The following is a 15,936-nucleotide window of genomic DNA, read 5'->3' as shown; positions in this document are numbered from 1 at the left end:
GGCCTTGGTCCCTCTGCTGGCGTCTGGCGCCGACGCCCGCTCCGAACGGGCGCAAGTGGCCTGACAGCAGCCCATGTGAACGGCCCCCGGCGATGCCGGGGGCCGTGGTGTCAGGAGTCGTGCGTCGCCCAGTGTCAGCGCAAGTTTCCCCGGCATGACGCTCAGGAACGGCCCGGAACAGCCACAAACAGACGGGAAGCTCAGACCGGCGCGCAGACCGCTTACGACCTGCTCTGACCTGCGAAATCCCTGCTACGGCAGGTTCCTCGCCATCACGATCCGCTGCACCTGATTCGTACCTTCATAAATCTGCGTGATCTTGGCATCGCGCATCATGCGCTCGACCGGGTAGTCACGGGTGTAGCCGTAGCCGCCGAGGAGCTGGACCGCGTCGGTGGTGATCTCCATCGCGGCGTCGGAGGCGTAGCACTTGGCCGCGGCCCCGTAGAACGTCAGGTCCTCGTCCGCGCCGCCGAGGGAGACGCGCTCGGACTTCGCGGCGGCGGCGTACGTGAGCTGACGCGCGGCCTCCAGCTTCATCGCCATGTCGGCCAGCATGAACTGGACGCCCTGGAAGTCGCCGATCGGCTTGCCGAACTGCTTGCGCTCCTGGACGTAGCCCTTGGCGTAGTCGAGGGCGCCCTGGGCGATGCCGAGGGCCTGGGCGGCGATGGTGATGCGGGTGTGGTCCAGGGTCTTCATCGCCGTGGCGAAGCCGGTGCCCTCTTCACCGATCAGACGGTCGGCGGGGATGCGGACGTTGTCGAAGTAGACCTCGCGGGTCGGCGAACCCTTGATGCCGAGCTTCTTCTCGGGGGCGCCGAAGGAGACGCCCTCGTCGTCCTTCTCGACGACGAAGGCCGAGATGCCCTTCGAGCGCAGCGACGGGTCGGTCACGGCCATGACCGTGTAGTAGTCCGAGACGCCCGCGTTGGTGATCCAGCGCTTGACGCCGTTGAGGACGTAGAAGTCACCGTCCCGTACGGCCTTGGTCTTCATGCCCGCCGCGTCGGAGCCCGCGTCGGGCTCGGACAGACAGTACGAGAACATGGCCTCGCCCTTGGCCAGCGGGCTCAGGTACTTCTTCTTCACGTCCTCGGAGCCGGCGAGGATCACCGGCAGCGAGCCCAGCTTGTTGACGGCGGGGATGAGGGAGGAGGAGCCGCAGACGCGGGCCACCTCCTCGATCACGATCACGGTCGCGAGGGCGTCCGCGCCGGCGCCGCCGTAGGTCTCCGGGACGTGCACGGCGTGCAGGTCGCTGGCGACCAGCGCGTCGAGGGCTTCCTGCGGGAAACGGCTCTGCTCGTCGACCTCGGCCGCGAACGGCGCGATCTTCGACTCGGCGAGCGCGCGCACCGACTCGCGGAGCATGTCGTGCTCCTCGGCCGGGCGGTAGAGGTCGAATCCGGCGCCAGTGGCTTTTTGCGCGGAGGCCAAGGTGTCCTCACTCCCCTGAGTGTTAATAACCGTTAAGTAACCCAATCTTAGGGGCGCGCCCCTGGCCGGGGTACGTGAGTTTGCCGACAGCGGCTCAGATGCCCGGCCCGCGTCCCGACTATGCTCGGTCAGCGCAGTCCCGCCCTTTCGTACCATGGAGCACCGCATGGCCCCCAAGATCACTGTGATCGGCACCGGCTACCTCGGCGCCACGCACGCTGCGGCCATGGCCGACCTCGGCTTTGACGTGCTGGCGCTCGACATCGTGCCCGAGAAGATCGAGATGCTGTCCTCAGGACGCGCTCCGATGTACGAACCCGGACTCGACGACCTGCTGCGGCAGCACGCCGCGGGCATCGAGGGCGCGACCGGGAGGCTGCGCTTCACCACGTCCTACGAGGAGGTCGCCGAGTTCGGCGATATCCACTTCGTCTGCGTGAACACCCCGCAGAAGCAGGGCGAGTACGCGTGCGACATGAGCTACGTGGACAGCGCCTTCACGTCGCTCGCGCCGCTGCTGCGCCGCCCGGCGCTGGTCGTCGGCAAGTCCACGGTCCCCGTGGGCAGCGCGGCGCGGCTGGCCGGTCTCCTGGCCGAGCTCTCCCCTGCGGGCGAGGACGTCGAGCTCGCCTGGAATCCGGAGTTCCTGCGGGAGGGCTTCGCCGTACAGGACACCCTGCACCCCGACCGCATCGTCGTCGGCGTCACCAGCGAGCAGGCCGAGAAGCAGCTGCGCGAGGTGTACGCGACGCCGCTCAGCGAAGGGTCGCCGTTCGTCGTCACCGACTTCCCGACCGCCGAGCTGGTCAAGACCTCGGCGAACTCCTTCCTGGCCACGAAGATCTCCTTCATCAACGCCATGGCCGAGGTCTGCGAGGCGGCCGACGGGGACGTCGTGAAGCTCGCCGAGGCCATCGGCCACGACGAGCGGATCGGGAAGAAGTTCCTGCGGGCCGGGATCGGATTCGGCGGCGGCTGCCTGCCCAAGGACATCAGGGCCTTCATGGCCCGCGCCGGTGAGCTGGGCGCCGACCAGGCACTGACCTTCCTGCGCGAGGTCGACTCGATCAACATGCGCCGCCGGGGGCACATGGTCGAGCTGGCCCGCGAGGCGGTCGGCGGCAGCTTCCTCGGCAAGCGGGTCGCCGTGCTCGGCGCGGCGTTCAAGCCCGACTCCGACGACGTGAGGGACTCCCCCGCGCTGAACGTCGCGGGTCAGATCCACCTCCAGGGCGCCCAGGTGACGATCTTCGACCCGAAGGGCATGGAGAACGCGCGCGCGGTCTTCCCGACCCTGCGCTACGCGCCCAGCGCGCTGGAGGCCGCGCGTGGCGCGCACGCGGTGCTGCACCTCACGGAGTGGCGTGAGTTCCGCGACCTCGACCCCCACGAGCTGGGAGCGGTCGTAGACGAGCGCCGCATCCTCGACGGCCGCAACGCGCTGGACCCCGAGGTGTGGCGCGAGGCCGACTGGACGTACCGCGCGCTGGGCCGCCCTCGCGCGTAGCGCGCCCGCCGTCAGCCCGATGGCCCAGGAGAAACGCCCTGGCCCGGTCCCTTCGTACCCGCCGGGCGGCTGCCCGCTGCCCGGCCCGGCTTGGCCACGCGCTTCGCGCGGTAGGCGCGCATCTTCGCCCGGCTGCCGCAGATCGCCATGGTGCACCAGCGGCTGCGTCCGGCCGGGCTGCGGTCGTAGTACACCCAGCGGCAGTCATCGGCCTCGCAGGCCTTGAGCCGCGGCCAGGTGTTTTCGGCGACCGCCGTGGTGATGTCAGCGGCGATACGGGCCGTAAAGGCGTCGGCGCCCGACAGGCCGGGGGCGGGCCGCAGCGCCGCACCGCCGTGCGCGTCGATGGCGAGGACGAGCGGGGCCCGGGCCATGAGCGCGTCCAGGGCCGTGGCCGACGCGGACGGCATGTCCACGCCCGTATGCGCCAGGCACGCGTCCCGCAGCGCCTCACGTAGCTCTCGGACAGCCGGCAGCTGGCGGTCGGTGAGACCGAGATCGGTCAGCCCGTGGGCACCGAGGAACGCGTCGAGGCCCCCTGCGACGGCCAGCGCGTCATGCCCGCTCTCGGTGTCGAGCGTGTTCGCGAGGTCCTGAACCAGGACGAGCGGTTCAGGCGCGGGTTCGCGATGGCCGGGCTGCTGCACATCGGCCACATTACCGGTTGCCGCGTTACCAGTAACCCGCCATCATGTGGTTACGGTTACTAGTGAATGCTCTCTACCGGTAACACCCCGGAGGGGGCTGTCCTCTGAAGGGAACAAGCATGGCTATCGCCACTTTGGGCGCGGTCGTCCTCGACTGTCCCGATCCCATGGCGCTCGCGCGTTTCTACGCGGAGGTGCTGGGCGGCAAGCCCGAACCCGGGGACGAGGGGTGGGTGGACCTCGTGGGGAACGAGGGAACGCCGCTCGCCTTCCAGGAGGCACCCGAGTTCGTACCGCCGGTCTGGCCCCGGCCGGACGGCGCACAGCAGTTCCATCTGGACCTGCGCGTCAGCGACATGGAGGCGGCGCAGGAGCGGGTACTCGCGCTCGGCGCGCGCTTGCTCGACGACAACGGCGGCGAGCCCCGCACCTGGCGGGTCTACGCGGACCCGGCGGGGCATCCTTTCTGCCTGTGCATGTGCTGACCGGCCGACGCACGCACGGGCTCAGGGGCTGGTCGCTCAGGAGCTGACTCAGGAGCTGGCTCACGGTCTGGTGTGCTCGTGGCTGATCCGTTGGCGGCCCCGTACGAGCTGGCGGTACAGCCCCGTACGGGGGCGCCTCCCGGTCGGCGCCGGGAGTGAGTCCGGGACGCGGGCGGGGGATGCCCAGTGCCGCCGGGCTGGCCTCAGGCGTCCAGCTGTTCGATCGTGGCACGGGAGGGGCCACGGACGGACCGCAGGCCGCGGGCCACGTCCTCCGCGCCGCGCAGCGTGCGCACCGCGTTGTGCCAGGTCAGCTTCGCCAGGTCGGCCTCGGACCAGCGGCGGTCGAGGAGTTCGGCGACGAGGTTGGGGTAACCGGAGACGTCCGCGAGGTCGGCCGGGGTGAACGCCACCCCGTCGTAGTCACCGCCGACACCGATGTGATCGACACCGGCGACCTCACGCATGTGGTCGAGGTGGTCGGCGACCGTGGCCGCGGTGGCGAGCGGGCGCGGGTGGGCCGCCTCGAACGCGCGCTGGACGCGCTTCCCCTCCGCCGTGCTGTCGAGCGGGTGCAGATCGTGGGCGCGCATGTTGGCGTCCGCCGCCAGCGTCCACTCGATGGCCTCGGGCAGGATGAACTTCGGTACGAACGTCGCCATCGCGACGCCCCCGTTGGCGGGCAGCAGCTCCAGCACGTCGTCCGGGATGTTGCGTACGTGGTCGCACACGGCCCGGGACGAGGAGTGCGAGAAGACGACGGGAGCCTCGCTCGTACGCAGCGCCGCCCGCATGGTCTCCGGCGCCACGTGGGAGAGGTCGACGAGCATGCCGAGCCGGTTCATCTCGCGGACGACCTCGTGGCCGAACGCGGTGAGGCCGCCCACCCGGGGCTCGTCGGTCGCCGAGTCGGCCCACGGGACGTTGTCGTTGTGGGTGAGCGTCATATAGCGGACGCCCAGCTCGTACAGCGCCCGCAGGGTCGCGAGCGAGCAGTTGATGGAGTGGCCGCCCTCCGCGCCCATGAGCGAGGCGATGCGGCCCTCGGCACGCGCCGCTTCCATGTCGTCGGCGGTGAGGGAAAGCCGCAGGTCGGCTGGGTACCGGTCGACGAACTGCCGGACGATGTCGATCTGTTCCAGGGTGGCGGTGACCGCGTTGTCGCCCGCGAAGTCGGAGCGTACGTAGACGGACCAGAACTGGGCACCGACGCCGCCCGCGCGCATGCGGGGGATGTCGGTGTGCTGGTGCGCGCTCAGGTCGGCGGCGAGATCGCGCTGGTCGAGGTCGTAGCCGATCTCGCGCAGCACCCACGGGAGGTCGTTGTGGCCGTCGACGATGGGGTGCTCGGCGAGCAGCTCGCGGGCACGCGTGAGGTGGCGCGCGGCTCTTGTCGCCGGAGCCCCGGGACCGCCGGGCGCTGGGCCGTCCTCAGTGGCCTCGCCGCCGACCTCGTCCGTGGCGACACCTTTGCTGCCTGACATGGTCACTCCCCCATCGTCCCGATCGTCCGCATGGTGACCGCCGGCCTGCCGCTGCCGCCGCTCCCGCCGATTACCGAACCACTGGCTGCTGGACATCGCCATCGGCCACCCGGCCGGCAGCCAATGGCTGAGGCGCGCGTCGTGCTGCCGCGTCCTCCCAGCAGCGCCCTTCCCGGCTGACCGCCGACCGGCAGACCGATAGACCGGCAGACCCGCCGACCGGCTGACCGGTCGCGCGTCGGGCGGCTGCCCGAGCCGACCGGTTACTTCCCGAATCCGAAGCCGCCGGAACCCTCGACCTTGGCGCGCAGCCGCTTGCCCTTGTCGGTGGCCTGCTCGTTCAGGTCCTCCTGGAACTGCCGCATCCTGCTGAGCAGGTCGGGATCGTGGACCGCCAGCATCCGGGCGGCGAGCAGGCCCGCGTTGCGGGCTCCGCCGACCGAGACGGTGGCGACGGGGACGCCCGCGGGCATCTGCACGATCGACAGCAGCGAGTCCATGCCGTCCAGGTACTTCAGCGGCACCGGTACCCCGATGACCGGCAGCGGCGTGACGGAGGCGAGCATGCCGGGGAGGTGGGCGGCGCCTCCGGCGCCCGCGATGATCGCCTTGAGACCACGGTCAGCGGCCTGCTCGCCGTACGTGATCATTTCGCGCGGCATGCGGTGCGCGGAGACGACGTCGACCTCGTAGCGGATCTCGAACTCGTCGAGGGCCTTCGCCGCTGCTTCCATGACGGGCCAGTCGGAGTCGGAACCCATGACGATGCCGATAAGGGGCGAGCTCATTCCGTGATCGTTCCTCGCAGGTAACCGGCGGCGTGGCGGGCGCGCTCACGCACGTCGGACAGGTCGTCGCCGTAGGTGTTGACATGGCCGACCTTGCGGCCGGGCTTCACATCTTTACCGTACATATGGATCTTCAGGCCAGGGTCGCGCGCCATGCAGTGCAGATACGCCGCGTACATGTCGGGGTAGTCACCGCCGAGAACGTTGGCCATCACCGTCCAGGGGGCACGGGGCCGCGGGTCGCCGAGCGGCAGATCGAGCACGGCGCGCACATGGTTGGCGAACTGGGAGGTGACGGCGCCGTCCTGAGTCCAGTGGCCCGAGTTGTGGGGGCGCATCGCCAGCTCGTTGACGAGGACGGCCACCCGCTGCCCGTCCCTGACCTCGAAGAGCTCCACGGCGAGATGCCCGGTGACGTTCAGTTCGTCGGCGATCCTGAGAGCCAGCTGCTGAGCCTGCGCCGAGAGGGCCGGGTCCAGGCCGGGAGCGGGGGCGATGACGGTGTCGCACACGCCGTCGACCTGGATCGACTCGACGACGGGGTAGGCGACGGCCTGGCCGTGCGGGGACCGTACGACGTTGGCCGCGAGCTCCCTGACGAACTCGACCTTCTCCTCGGCGAGCACGGGCACACCGGCGCGGAACGGCTCGGCCGCCTCCGCCTCGCTGCGGATGATCCACACGCCCTTGCCGTCGTAGCCGCCGCGCACCGTTTTCAGGACGACCGGGAAACCCTCACCCTCCGCAGCGAAGCGCGCCACATCCGCGGGATCGGCCACAATCCGGTGCCGCGGGCACGGAATACCGATTTCGTCCAGCTTTGCCCGCATTACACCCTTATCCTGGGCATGGATAAGGGCTTCGGGGCCCGGACGTACGGGAATGCCGTCGGCCTCCAGCACCCGCAAATGCCCCGTGGGGACATGCTCGTGATCGAAGGTGATCACGTCGCAGCCTTGTGCGAACCTACGAAGCGTCTCCAGGTCGCGGTAATCCCCGACGACCACATCGCCCACGACCTGGGCCGCGGAGTCCGCCGGAGTGTCACTGAGAAGCTTGAACCTGACGCCGAGGGGGATGCCCGCCTCGTGCGTCATGCGAGCGAGCTGGCCGCCGCCGACCATGCCAATTACAGGGAACGTCACTCAGCCAGGGTATCCGCCCCGGCGGATAGTCACCCTCCTGGGTTTGTAGGATCATCCATGGCCGGAACGGCTCCTCATCTTGAATACCCGGACGCGAACGGCAGAACGGCTGGTTAGCATGAAGCAGTTGGAGTAAAGCCGACCACCGCCGAGCTACGGAGTAAGACGATCACTATGAGTGAACGGCACGCCCTGCGCATGCGGCTGGATCAGCTGCTGCGCGAAGTCGCCAAGTTCGGCGTGGTGGGCGGTGTGGGTTTGCTCGTCAACCTCGCGGTCTTCAACCTCGTACGCCACACGACAGAGCTGCCCGTGGTGCGCGCCAGCATCGTGGCCACCGTCGTCGCCATCGTCTGCAACTACATCGGCTTCCGGTACTTCACCTACCGGGACCGGGACAAGAGCGGGCGGACCAAGGAACTCAGCCTGTTCCTGCTGTTCAGCGCGGTCGGCCTGGTGATCGAGAACGGGGTGCTCTACACGGCCACCTACGGTTTCGACTGGGACAGCCCGCTGCAGAGCAACATCTTCAAGTTCCTCGGCATCGGCATCGCCACGCTCTTCCGCTTCTGGTCCTACCGCACGTGGGTCTTCCGGGCGCTGCCCGCACGCGAAGCGGTGCAGACCGCGGAGTCCTTCCTCACCGACTCGCAGGCGCGCCCCCACCGGGTCAAGTAAGCCGCTTCACCCCGTGGCCGCGGGGCTCGGTACGGCCGCGGGGCTCAGTGGCCCTGATGCGGGTGCTGATCCGCTTCCCGGCTGAGGAACAGCGCGAAGACCGGCGGATGCTGCTGGAGCAGCTCCAGGCGGCCGCCGTCCGCCTCCGCGAGGTCACGGGCCACCGCGAGGCCGAGTCCGGTGGAGTTACGGCCGCTGACCGTACGCTCGAAGACCCGCGACCCCAGATCCGCCGGTACGCCGGGGCCCTCGTCCGAGACCTCCACCACCGCCTGGTTCCCGGTGACCCGGGTCCGCAGAGCCACAGTGCCGCCGCCGTGCATGAGCGAGTTCTCGATGAGGGTGGCGAGCACCTGCGCGACCGCCCCCGGCGTGCCCACCGCGCGCAGCCCCTTCTTTCCCGACCGGACGATGGCCCGCCCCTCGCTGCGCGAGGCGGGGCGCCATTCCTCGATCTGCTGCTTGACGATCTCGTCCAGGTCGAAGGCCACGGCCGAGGCGGAACGCGGATCGCGGGAGTTGGTCAGCAGCCGCTGCACGACATCCGTCAGCCGCTCCACCTGGGTGAGCGCGATGGTCGCCTCCTCCTTGACCGTCTCCAGCTCCTCGGTGACCGTGATCTCCTCCAGCCGCATGGAGAGCGCGGTCAGCGGCGTACGCAGCTGGTGCGAGGCGTCGGCGGCGAGGCGGCGCTCAGCCGTGAGCATCCGGGCGATGCGCTCGGCGCTGGCGTCCAACACGTCGGCGACCCGGTCCAGCTCCGGGACGCCGTAGCGCCGGTGCCTGGGCCTGGGATCACCGGAGCCGAGCCGTTCCGCGGTCTCCGCCAGGTCGGTGAGCGGGGCGGCGAGCCGGTGCGCCTGCCGTACGGCGAGGATGACAGCGGCGGCGATGGCGAGCAGCGCGACCGCCAGGATGATCAGCAACGTCCGGCCGATCTCCCGGCCGACGGTGCGGTGCGACTCCTCGACCCGGACCTCGACCCCCTGCGTGCCCTTCTCCTCGGCCGCGATGACGCCGCCCGAGGGGCGGTTTCCGAACTCCAGGGGGCGGGGCTGGCCGGGGAGGGTGATCCTGGCGTAGCGGTCGGTGGTGATCTGCTCGCTCAGCACCTTGGGGGTCACCGACTCCCCGCCGATGAGCCGCCCGTCAACGATGCTCACCAGCCGCAGCGCCTCGGACTCCACGCTTTCCTGAGCGCTGTTCTCGATGGTGCGGGTCTCGACGATCACGAGGGAGACGCCGAAGACGGCGATGACGACGAGCACCACGGCGAGCGTGGAGTTGATCAGGCGGCGGCGCACTGTGCCCTCCGGGCGGTCATGCTGCGGTCTTGCGCGGTGCTGGTGGTGCTGGTGGTGCCTATCGCGGGAGCTTGCGGGCTGCTGCTTGGTGGTGGCTCCGACGCTGGTGCTCTGGTGCCGGTGCTGGCGCCGGTGCCCGTACTGGTGGCTGACCGCTCCGCCGTCCGCAGAGCCGCCGCGTGACCGGTCTGCCGACGGCCGGTCCGCTCATGACCGGCTCAGCTCATGCTCAGCTCTTCTCGAACCTGAAGCCGACGCCGCGCACCGTCGCGATGTACCGCGGGTTGGCCGCGTCATCACCGAGCTTCTTACGGAGCCAGGAGATGTGCATGTCCAGCGTCTTGGTGGACGACCACCAGGTGGTGTCCCAGACCTCGCGCATCAGCTGATCGCGGGTGACGACCCGGCCCGCGTCCCTGACCAGGACGCGCAGCAGGTCGAACTCCTTGGCGGTCAGCTGAAGCTCCTCTTCGCCCATCCAGGCCCGGTGCGACTCGACGTCGATCCGCACGCCGTGCGTGGCGGGCTGCGGCTGCTGCGTCTCCGACGCGCCGCGGCGCAGCAACGCCCGCACGCGGGCGAGCAGTTCGGCGAGCCGGAAGGGCTTGGTCACATAGTCGTCGGCACCCGCGTCGAGCCCGACAACGGTGTCCACCTCGTCGGCGCGAGCGGTGAGCACCAGCACAGGGAAGGAATGGCCCTCGTTGCGCAATCGCCGGCAGACCTCCAGGCCGTCGATGCCCGGCAGGCCGAGATCGAGGACGAGCAGATCGACGCCGCCTTGCAGGCCGGCGTCGAGCGCGGTGGGTCCGTCCTGTCGCACCTCGACCTCGTACCCCTCGCGGCGCAGAGCGCGGGCAAGCGGCTCCGAGATGGATGCGTCATCCTCGGCGAGCAGTACTCGGGTCATGCGGGAATGGTAGTCCGCGTCCGGCTGAGCCCGGCGCCCGCGTGCGACTTTGCGGTTCTTCGCCCGGTTATCAGGCTCATTCAAATGGCAGGCAAAATATTGGTGCATTGTACCGTGAGTTACGTCTCATGGCCTTCCAATCGTGCCCCCGGTGTGGCGTATGGTGACGGAACGTCTGTCGCACTGCCCTGAGACCTTTGGATCGCAAGACGCGCCAAAGGTTTCTGTTGTGCCCGGGGCTGGAACCACCAGCCTCACCAGCACAGTGAATGACCTGTCGGCCGGGTCCGCCGCGTGAACCTGCGCGGGGGCGTGGAGATCCCGGTATGCCGCCGTCCTGTCGGTCCCTCGTGGGCTGAGCCCCCCTGGGACGTGGGGGTGAGGGCACGGCAACGCCGGTGCCGGCCACCCGACCGGGCGCGTGGTCTTGTTCCGGCTAGCCGCCTTGACCCCGCGTCCCGTAGCCCCCCAAGGAACCACCATGGCGTCCAGCCTGACGAAGGGCGCGGCCAAGCAGGGAACCCCTGCGGACGGCGGCAAAACCTTCTTCGGCCACCCTCGCGGCCTGGCCACTCTCTTCATGACCGAGATGTGGGAGCGCTTCAGCTTCTACGGCATGCGGGCTCTGCTCGTCCTTTACTTGATCGCCGGCGGGCCGGACTCCAAGGACGGCAGCCAGGGCGGCGGCCTGGGGATGTCCGAGGCCAACGCGGTAGCCATCTACTCCGTGTACCTGGCCATGGTCTATCTGCTGGCCATGCCCGGCGGCTGGATCGGCGACCGGGTATGGGGGCCCCGGAAGACGGTCGCCATCGCCGCGGGCATCATCATGGCCGGTCACCTCGCGCTGGCCGTGCCCGGCCAGGGCATGTTCTTCGCCGGTCTCGCGCTCGTCGCGCTCGGCTCGGGCCTGCTGAAGGCCAACATCTCCACGATGGTCGGCCAGCTCTACGACGGTCCGCAGGACCCTCGTCGGGATGGCGGCTTCACCGTCTTCTACATGGGCATCAACATCGGCGCGTTCGCCGCGCCGCTGGTGATCGGCACCGTCGGCCAGGAGGTCAACTGGCACCTCGGCTTCGCCATCGCCGCGCTCGGCATGGCGTTGGGGCTGGCCCAGTTTCTGATCGGCACCCGCCACCTGAACCCGATCTCCAGCGAGGTCCCGACCCCGCTCGCCGCCGAGGAGCGCAAGAGCTGGCTGCGCAAGGGCCTGATCTGGACGCTGATCACCGCCGCGTTCTACAGCGTGGTCGTCGCCACCGGGCACTTCACCCTCAACTGGGCGCTCGTCCCCATCACCATCCTCGGCCTGATCATCCCGACCGCGGTCCTGATCCGCATCAAGCGGGACAAGGAACTGACCGATCTTGAGCAGACCAAGGTCAGCGGTTACATCTGGTTCTTCGCCGCGGCTGCCGCCTTCTGGATGATCTTCGACCAGGGCGGCTCGACGCTGTCCGCCTTCGCCGAGACCAAGACGGCGGACTCGGTGTTCGGCATCCGCTTCCCGTCGTCCTGGTTCCAGTCCGTCAACCCGCTGTGGGTGATGGCCCTGGCCCCGGTCTTCGCCTGGATGTGGCTGGCGCTGGCCCGCCGCAACCGCGAGCCGAACACCACGGTGAAGTTCGCGATGGCGCTGGTCCTGATCGGTGCTTCGTTCTTCGTCTTCGTCGTTCCGATGGGGATGGCTGGCGACGGTGCGAAGGTCAGCCCGATGTGGCTGATCTCGATCTACATGCTCCAGACCATGGGCGAGCTGTGCCTCTCCCCGGTCGGCCTCTCGGTGACCACGAAGATGGCCCCCCAGAAGTACGCCAGCCAGATGCTCGGCGTCTGGTTCCTCGCCGTCACCGCCGGTGACTGCACCACGGGCCTGCTCTCCATCGGAGGCGTCGACCTCAGCGGTGAGGGCGTCGTCGCCATCGAGGCGGCGCTGGCCATGATCGCCGGTATCGGCGTATGGAGTTCCCGCAAGAAACTCGTGGCGTTGATGGGCGACGTCCGCTGACGTCCGCCCGCCGCCGCCACTGAGGCGGTCGCCAGGAAGCCCGGTGCGCGAGACGCGCACCGGGCTTCCGGCGTCTTACGGCGCCTTCTGGCTTCTTCCGGTGCCTTCCGGCGTCCTTCTGGATGGCTCACGTGTACTTACGTGTCCTACGCGCCTTCCGGCGTTCTACGGGCCTGCTGGAGGCGATCCCCTTCTGCGGCCTCTCCGGCCTCTCCGGCTTTTGCCGCTTTCGCGTCCGGGTCCTGCCGGACGCGTGGGCGCACCGCGTCCACGGCGAGCATGCCGAGCCGGAACACCAGTGCGGCCGCCACGACGCACAGCAGGGCCCAGAACAGCGTCACACCCCACGGCCGCCCGACCTCCCAGGGTTGCGCCACCAGCACCCCCCGCCCGTACTTCAGTGACACCGTGTAGTCCCCGTGGGCTGCGGCCGTCAGCTCGACCGGCAGGCTGACCTGTGTCGTCGTTCCCGCCTTGAGGGTCCCCCGCCACTCCTGGGCCTCCCAGGACGGGGCGAACACGCCGTTGGCCGTGCCGACCTGGAAGACCGGCTTCCGCACCGGTGCCGGGCCGGTGTTGCTGACCGTCATGACGAGCCGACGGCGTGGCGGCGCGCCGAACCAGGTGAGCAGCCCACTCGACCCGTCCAGCCGCGCATCCAGCACCCGCAGCCGCCCGCTTCCCCGCTCCCTCGGCAGCGGCTTCACGGGGTGCCCCGCGACGCTGAACGCGACGTCAGCCGCCGCGGGCCTCCCGGTCGTGGTCGCGACATGCACGACGCACGGGCACGGCTTCGGCGGCTCGGTGACGCGCAGCCGCTTGCTGAAGGCACCGCTCGCATCGGTGGTGACGGCTCGCCCGTCCCCGTTGGCACACGCGTCGCTTCCGCCGATCATGTTCTGTCCGCAGACGACGAGGGTGAGCAGCGCCCTGGGCCGCCAGCCCGTTCCCCGCACGGTGACGCTGCTTCCGGCGCCCGCCTCCTGCCGCGACACGGTCGCTGCCGGTTCCTCCTCCGCGGCGGCCGCACCGGTCGGCGCCACGCCGAGAGCCGCTGCCAGGAGGGCGACAGCCGTAAGGAAGCCGACGAGGAAGGTGGCGGGAAAAGTGACGGGGAAGGTCACGGAGTGTGCGCGCTTACGCGCGCGGGCGTGGGCGTCGGCGCGGGCCCAGGTGCGCATCGGCATCGGCTCCTCCCCTTACGGGCGCGCGGCCCGGGCGCTGGGCATCGGGTGCGGTGGGGGCGCGGGCCGGGGCACGGGACCAGTCGCAGCCGGACGTCCGCTGAACGGCGCACGGCCACACGGCCACACAACCGCACGACCCCGCGCCTCAGCGCGCCGCGCTCCGCTGACGTCGGGTCAGCCAGAGCGCTCCGCCCACCCCGGCGAGGAGCACCGTGCCGCCGAGAGCGCCGAGGGCAAGAGCGGAATCAGCTGGTCCGGTGTTCGGGAGTTCGCTGTCTCCGGGGGCGTCCTGCGCGCCACCGGAACCGTTGGCACCGCTGGAGCCACCGGTCCCCGACGCCCCGTCATTACCACCCGTACTGCCCGTACCACCTGTACCGCCCGTACCGCCGGAATTGCCCGTACCGCCGCTGTTCGAGCCGCCCGTGCTGCCGCCGGAAGCCTTCACATCGAGGCTCAGCGAGGGCTCCGGGCTGTTCTTGGGCGTGCAGGTGGTCGTCGTACCCAGCGCCTTGATCGTGAGGGTGGACGCCGTGAAGGTGACCGTGCCGCTCTTCTTCGGGGTGTACGTCCCCGTCAGATCGCTGATCTTGATCGGGGTGTTCGGCGGGATCGCCTGGTCATTGGCCGGTCCCGCGACAGCGACCGTGCCCTGCTCCGCGCCGCCCAGCTTGATCAGCGCGCTCGGTGTCATCGCGCCCTTGCCCAGCTCTATGGGGCTGGAGGACACGCCCTTCTCGAAGCTCATGGTGAGCTTGTACGCGGCACCGCTGCGCTTGCTGACGATGTCGATGGGCGACACGGCACCCTTGTTCCCGATGGGCGTCTTGCACTGGTAGTCGACGTCCACGGTCTTCGCGTGCGCGACCGGCGCGGTGAGGAGAGCCACCGAGCAGGCGGCCGAAGCGGTCAACGCGACCACCCCGCAGCACCGGGTCAGGTGGCGTTTGGTGTAGGTCACCTCGGGTTCCCCTCTCGTCGCACACGGCTGAGACCTGACGGGCCATCAGTTTGGGCGCGACGGTACGCCGGAGACCTTGACGAAGGAAGACACAGAACGCGCCGGATCGGCGCGAGGCCGGAAAACCCTGCCCGAGGCGAGGATGGACAGCCGTTCCGGGCGAGGCCCGGACGGGGCATGCGGGGCGGGGCGAGGAGAGGAGCCACCGGAGGGCGCGGCGGGGGGGCCATGCGCCGGGCGGTGCGCGGTGGAGCGGGCTGACGCGTCACGTCAGCCGGGCGCGGCGAGTTCCGCGCGCTTCGGGTCAGCTGGGCGCGGCGAGTTCCGCCCAGACGGTTTTTCCGGCACCGTCGGCGTTGCGTATGACTCCCCAGTCCAGACAGAGTCGCTGCACGATGAACATGCCATGGCCGCCAGGCCGCCCCGCGCGGTGCGGGTTACGAGGAGCGGGGGTGCCCGCGCCCCGGTCCCTGACTTCGAGTCGTAGCGACTTCTTGTCGCAGCTGACCCGCAGTTCCTCGGGGCCGTCGGCATGCAGGCAGGCATTGGTGACCAGCTCGGAGACCACCAGCAACACGTCTTCCGCGGCGGCACGCCGATCAGCGGTAGCGGCCGGCAGCCAGCCCCAGTCGCGCAGCGCCTCCCGCGCGAAGTCGCGCGCGCGGGGCACGGCGCCGCTGGCGTCGATGAGGGCGAGTCGGCGGATCTGCCCAGGCGACGGGCGGGCCGGAGCAGTCGCGCCGGCTTCCGGGCCGCGGTCGCCCGGCGAGTACGGCCGCGTGGTGCTCATCAGCGCTTCACCTCACCGATTCACCGTTCTCAGGACAGGGAATGCCTGTCACGTCGTGCAGATTCAGCTGTCTCCTGCCCGAGAGTGGCGTGAGAACACCCACTTCTTCCCCCCAGGCCGTGTGACTCACGTAACGCATGCATTACGCACAAGCGACAGGCGTGCCGCTTCTCACTCGACCAGCGCCTCGTCGAGTGTCTCGTGAACGGTGAACACGGCATCAGCCCCGGTGATCTCAAAGACCCTGGCCACCACCGGCAGCATCCCGGCCAGGTGAACCCCGCCACCGGCGGCCTCGGCCTTGAGCCGGGCACTGAGCAGCACGTTGAGGCCGGTGGAATCACAGAATTCCAGCTGCGAGCAGTCCACAACCAAGCGCGAGCGCCCGTCGTCGACGCATCGCTCCAACGGCTCGCTGAGCAACTCGGCGGTGTGGTGATCGAGCTCACCCGCCGGAGTCACCACAGCGCTCGTTCCCTGGTGCCGTACTTCGACTCGCAGTCGGCCCCTGCTCGTGCTGCCGACCATCCCGCGGTCCATGCACGCACCTCTTCTGGTGTCTCGTGGCTTTCGATTGCGCGCGTCGAACCCTACGCCTT

The 15,936-nt window shown here is 69.7% G+C and carries 16 protein-coding genes; 5 read left to right on the top strand and 11 right to left on the bottom strand.

Going from position 1 to position 15,936, the window contains the following annotated elements:
• Positions 1–252: 252 nt before the first annotated feature.
• Positions 253–1,374, bottom strand: a complete 1,122-nt coding sequence (locus AC5P1B_RS25190; protein WP_493889945.1) for an acyl-CoA dehydrogenase family protein — start codon at positions 1,372–1,374, stop codon at positions 253–255.
• A gap of 232 nt (positions 1,375–1,606) precedes the next feature.
• On the opposite strand from AC5P1B_RS25190, the gene AC5P1B_RS25185 reads away from it, so the two are divergent.
• Positions 1,607–2,947 (top strand): UDP-glucose dehydrogenase family protein, encoded by a 1,341-nt coding sequence (locus AC5P1B_RS25185; RefSeq protein ID WP_493889884.1) that lies wholly within the window; start codon positions 1,607–1,609, stop codon positions 2,945–2,947.
• An 11-nt stretch (positions 2,948–2,958) separates the two neighbouring features.
• Here AC5P1B_RS25185 and AC5P1B_RS25180 read toward each other — a convergent pair whose 3' ends face one another.
• Entirely contained in the window at positions 2,959–3,594 is a 636-nt protein-coding gene (locus AC5P1B_RS25180; protein WP_493889882.1) for a CGNR zinc finger domain-containing protein, read from the bottom strand.
• A gap of 119 nt (positions 3,595–3,713) precedes the next feature.
• Here AC5P1B_RS25180 and AC5P1B_RS25175 point away from each other — a divergent pair, with 119 nt between their 5' ends.
• The gene (locus AC5P1B_RS25175) at positions 3,714–4,079 is read left to right on the top strand and encodes a VOC family protein (protein WP_493889881.1); all 366 of its coding nucleotides are present in this window, start codon (positions 3,714–3,716) and stop codon (positions 4,077–4,079) included.
• A gap of 203 nt (positions 4,080–4,282) precedes the next feature.
• Here AC5P1B_RS25175 and AC5P1B_RS25170 read toward each other — a convergent pair whose 3' ends face one another.
• The 3 genes from AC5P1B_RS25170 to AC5P1B_RS25160 form a co-directional block, all read right to left on the bottom strand.
• Positions 4,283–5,563 carry a dipeptidase gene (locus tag AC5P1B_RS25170; protein WP_493889880.1) on the bottom strand — a complete coding sequence of 427 codons (1,281 nt, stop codon included), beginning with the start codon at positions 5,561–5,563 and terminating at the stop codon, positions 4,283–4,285.
• Positions 5,564–5,826: 263 nt separating this feature from the next.
• Positions 5,827–6,351 carry a 5-(carboxyamino)imidazole ribonucleotide mutase gene (purE, locus tag AC5P1B_RS25165; protein ID WP_493889879.1) on the bottom strand — a complete coding sequence of 175 codons (525 nt, stop codon included), beginning with the start codon at positions 6,349–6,351 and terminating at the stop codon, positions 5,827–5,829.
• A complete protein-coding gene (locus AC5P1B_RS25160) occupies positions 6,348–7,475 on the bottom strand; it encodes a 5-(carboxyamino)imidazole ribonucleotide synthase (RefSeq protein ID WP_493889943.1) in 1,128 nt (375 codons plus the stop codon). Before AC5P1B_RS25160 ends, purE begins: the two co-directional genes overlap by 4 nt.
• 195 nt (positions 7,476–7,670) lie before the next feature.
• On the opposite strand from AC5P1B_RS25160, the gene AC5P1B_RS25155 reads away from it, so the two are divergent.
• Positions 7,671–8,174 carry a GtrA family protein gene (locus tag AC5P1B_RS25155; protein ID WP_493889878.1) on the top strand — a complete coding sequence of 168 codons (504 nt, stop codon included), beginning with the start codon at positions 7,671–7,673 and terminating at the stop codon, positions 8,172–8,174.
• Between the two features lie 44 nt (positions 8,175–8,218).
• Here the strand turns inward: AC5P1B_RS25155 and AC5P1B_RS25150 are convergent, their stop codons facing one another.
• A complete protein-coding gene (locus AC5P1B_RS25150) occupies positions 8,219–9,478 on the bottom strand; it encodes a sensor histidine kinase (protein WP_493889877.1) in 1,260 nt (419 codons plus the stop codon).
• A gap of 18 nt (positions 9,479–9,496) precedes the next feature.
• Here AC5P1B_RS25150 and AC5P1B_RS25145 point away from each other — a divergent pair, with 18 nt between their 5' ends.
• Positions 9,497–9,661, top strand: coding sequence for a hypothetical protein (locus AC5P1B_RS25145; protein ID WP_493889876.1), 165 nt, complete (start codon positions 9,497–9,499; stop codon positions 9,659–9,661).
• 46 nt (positions 9,662–9,707) lie between these two features.
• Here the strand turns inward: AC5P1B_RS25145 and AC5P1B_RS25140 are convergent, their stop codons facing one another.
• Complete coding sequence (locus AC5P1B_RS25140) at positions 9,708–10,388, bottom strand: response regulator transcription factor (protein WP_493889875.1); 681 nt, start codon at positions 10,386–10,388, stop codon at positions 9,708–9,710.
• Positions 10,389–10,869: 481 nt separating this feature from the next.
• On the opposite strand from AC5P1B_RS25140, the gene AC5P1B_RS25135 reads away from it, so the two are divergent.
• Positions 10,870–12,399 (top strand): peptide MFS transporter, encoded by a 1,530-nt coding sequence (locus AC5P1B_RS25135; RefSeq protein ID WP_493889874.1) that lies wholly within the window; start codon positions 10,870–10,872, stop codon positions 12,397–12,399.
• A gap of 146 nt (positions 12,400–12,545) precedes the next feature.
• Here the strand turns inward: AC5P1B_RS25135 and AC5P1B_RS25130 are convergent, their stop codons facing one another.
• From AC5P1B_RS25130 to AC5P1B_RS25115, 4 genes are all read right to left on the bottom strand, one after another.
• Positions 12,546–13,586 (bottom strand): neocarzinostatin apoprotein domain-containing protein, encoded by a 1,041-nt coding sequence (locus AC5P1B_RS25130; RefSeq protein ID WP_493889873.1) that lies wholly within the window; start codon positions 13,584–13,586, stop codon positions 12,546–12,548.
• A gap of 145 nt (positions 13,587–13,731) precedes the next feature.
• Entirely contained in the window at positions 13,732–14,547 is an 816-nt protein-coding gene (locus tag AC5P1B_RS25125; RefSeq protein WP_493889872.1) for an LPXTG cell wall anchor domain-containing protein, read from the bottom strand.
• A gap of 304 nt (positions 14,548–14,851) precedes the next feature.
• Positions 14,852–15,337 carry an ATP-binding protein gene (locus tag AC5P1B_RS25120; protein ID WP_493889871.1) on the bottom strand — a complete coding sequence of 162 codons (486 nt, stop codon included), beginning with the start codon at positions 15,335–15,337 and terminating at the stop codon, positions 14,852–14,854.
• Between the two features lie 171 nt (positions 15,338–15,508).
• On the bottom strand, positions 15,509–15,877 hold the full coding sequence (locus tag AC5P1B_RS25115; RefSeq protein ID WP_493889870.1) for an STAS domain-containing protein: 369 nt from the start codon (positions 15,875–15,877) through the stop codon (positions 15,509–15,511).
• Positions 15,878–15,936 lie beyond the last annotated feature (59 nt).

The organism is Streptomyces sp. A01 (assembly GCF_059026195.1).
This window is presented reverse-complemented; position numbering and strand designations above follow the sequence as displayed.

What these genes read in the sequence shown, in the direction of transcription:
- AC5P1B_RS25190 (WP_493889945.1), bottom strand. Translation starts at nt 1,374, where the DNA reads ATGCTCCGCGAGTCGGTGCGCGCGCTCGCCGAGTCGAAGATCGCGCCG.
- AC5P1B_RS25185 (WP_493889884.1), top strand. Translation starts at nt 1,607, where the DNA reads ATGGCCCCCAAGATCACTGTGATCGGCACCGGCTACCTCGGCGCCACG.
- AC5P1B_RS25175 (WP_493889881.1), top strand. Translation starts at nt 3,714, where the DNA reads ATGGCTATCGCCACTTTGGGCGCGGTCGTCCTCGACTGTCCCGATCCC.
- AC5P1B_RS25170 (WP_493889880.1), bottom strand. Translation starts at nt 5,563, where the DNA reads ATGTCAGGCAGCAAAGGTGTCGCCACGGACGAGGTCGGCGGCGAGGCC.
- purE (WP_493889879.1), bottom strand. Translation starts at nt 6,351, where the DNA reads ATGAGCTCGCCCCTTATCGGCATCGTCATGGGTTCCGACTCCGACTGG.
- AC5P1B_RS25160 (WP_493889943.1), bottom strand. Translation starts at nt 7,475, where the DNA reads ATGGTCGGCGGCGGCCAGCTCGCTCGCATGACGCACGAGGCGGGCATC.
- AC5P1B_RS25155 (WP_493889878.1), top strand. Translation starts at nt 7,671, where the DNA reads ATGAGTGAACGGCACGCCCTGCGCATGCGGCTGGATCAGCTGCTGCGC.
- AC5P1B_RS25145 (WP_493889876.1), top strand. Translation starts at nt 9,497, where the DNA reads ATGCTGCGGTCTTGCGCGGTGCTGGTGGTGCTGGTGGTGCCTATCGCG.
- AC5P1B_RS25140 (WP_493889875.1), bottom strand. Translation starts at nt 10,388, where the DNA reads ATGACCCGAGTACTGCTCGCCGAGGATGACGCATCCATCTCGGAGCCG.
- AC5P1B_RS25135 (WP_493889874.1), top strand. Translation starts at nt 10,870, where the DNA reads ATGGCGTCCAGCCTGACGAAGGGCGCGGCCAAGCAGGGAACCCCTGCG.
- AC5P1B_RS25130 (WP_493889873.1), bottom strand. Translation starts at nt 13,586, where the DNA reads ATGCCGATGCGCACCTGGGCCCGCGCCGACGCCCACGCCCGCGCGCGT.
- AC5P1B_RS25120 (WP_493889871.1), bottom strand. Translation starts at nt 15,337, where the DNA reads ATGAGCACCACGCGGCCGTACTCGCCGGGCGACCGCGGCCCGGAAGCC.
- AC5P1B_RS25115 (WP_493889870.1), bottom strand. Translation starts at nt 15,877, where the DNA reads ATGGACCGCGGGATGGTCGGCAGCACGAGCAGGGGCCGACTGCGAGTC.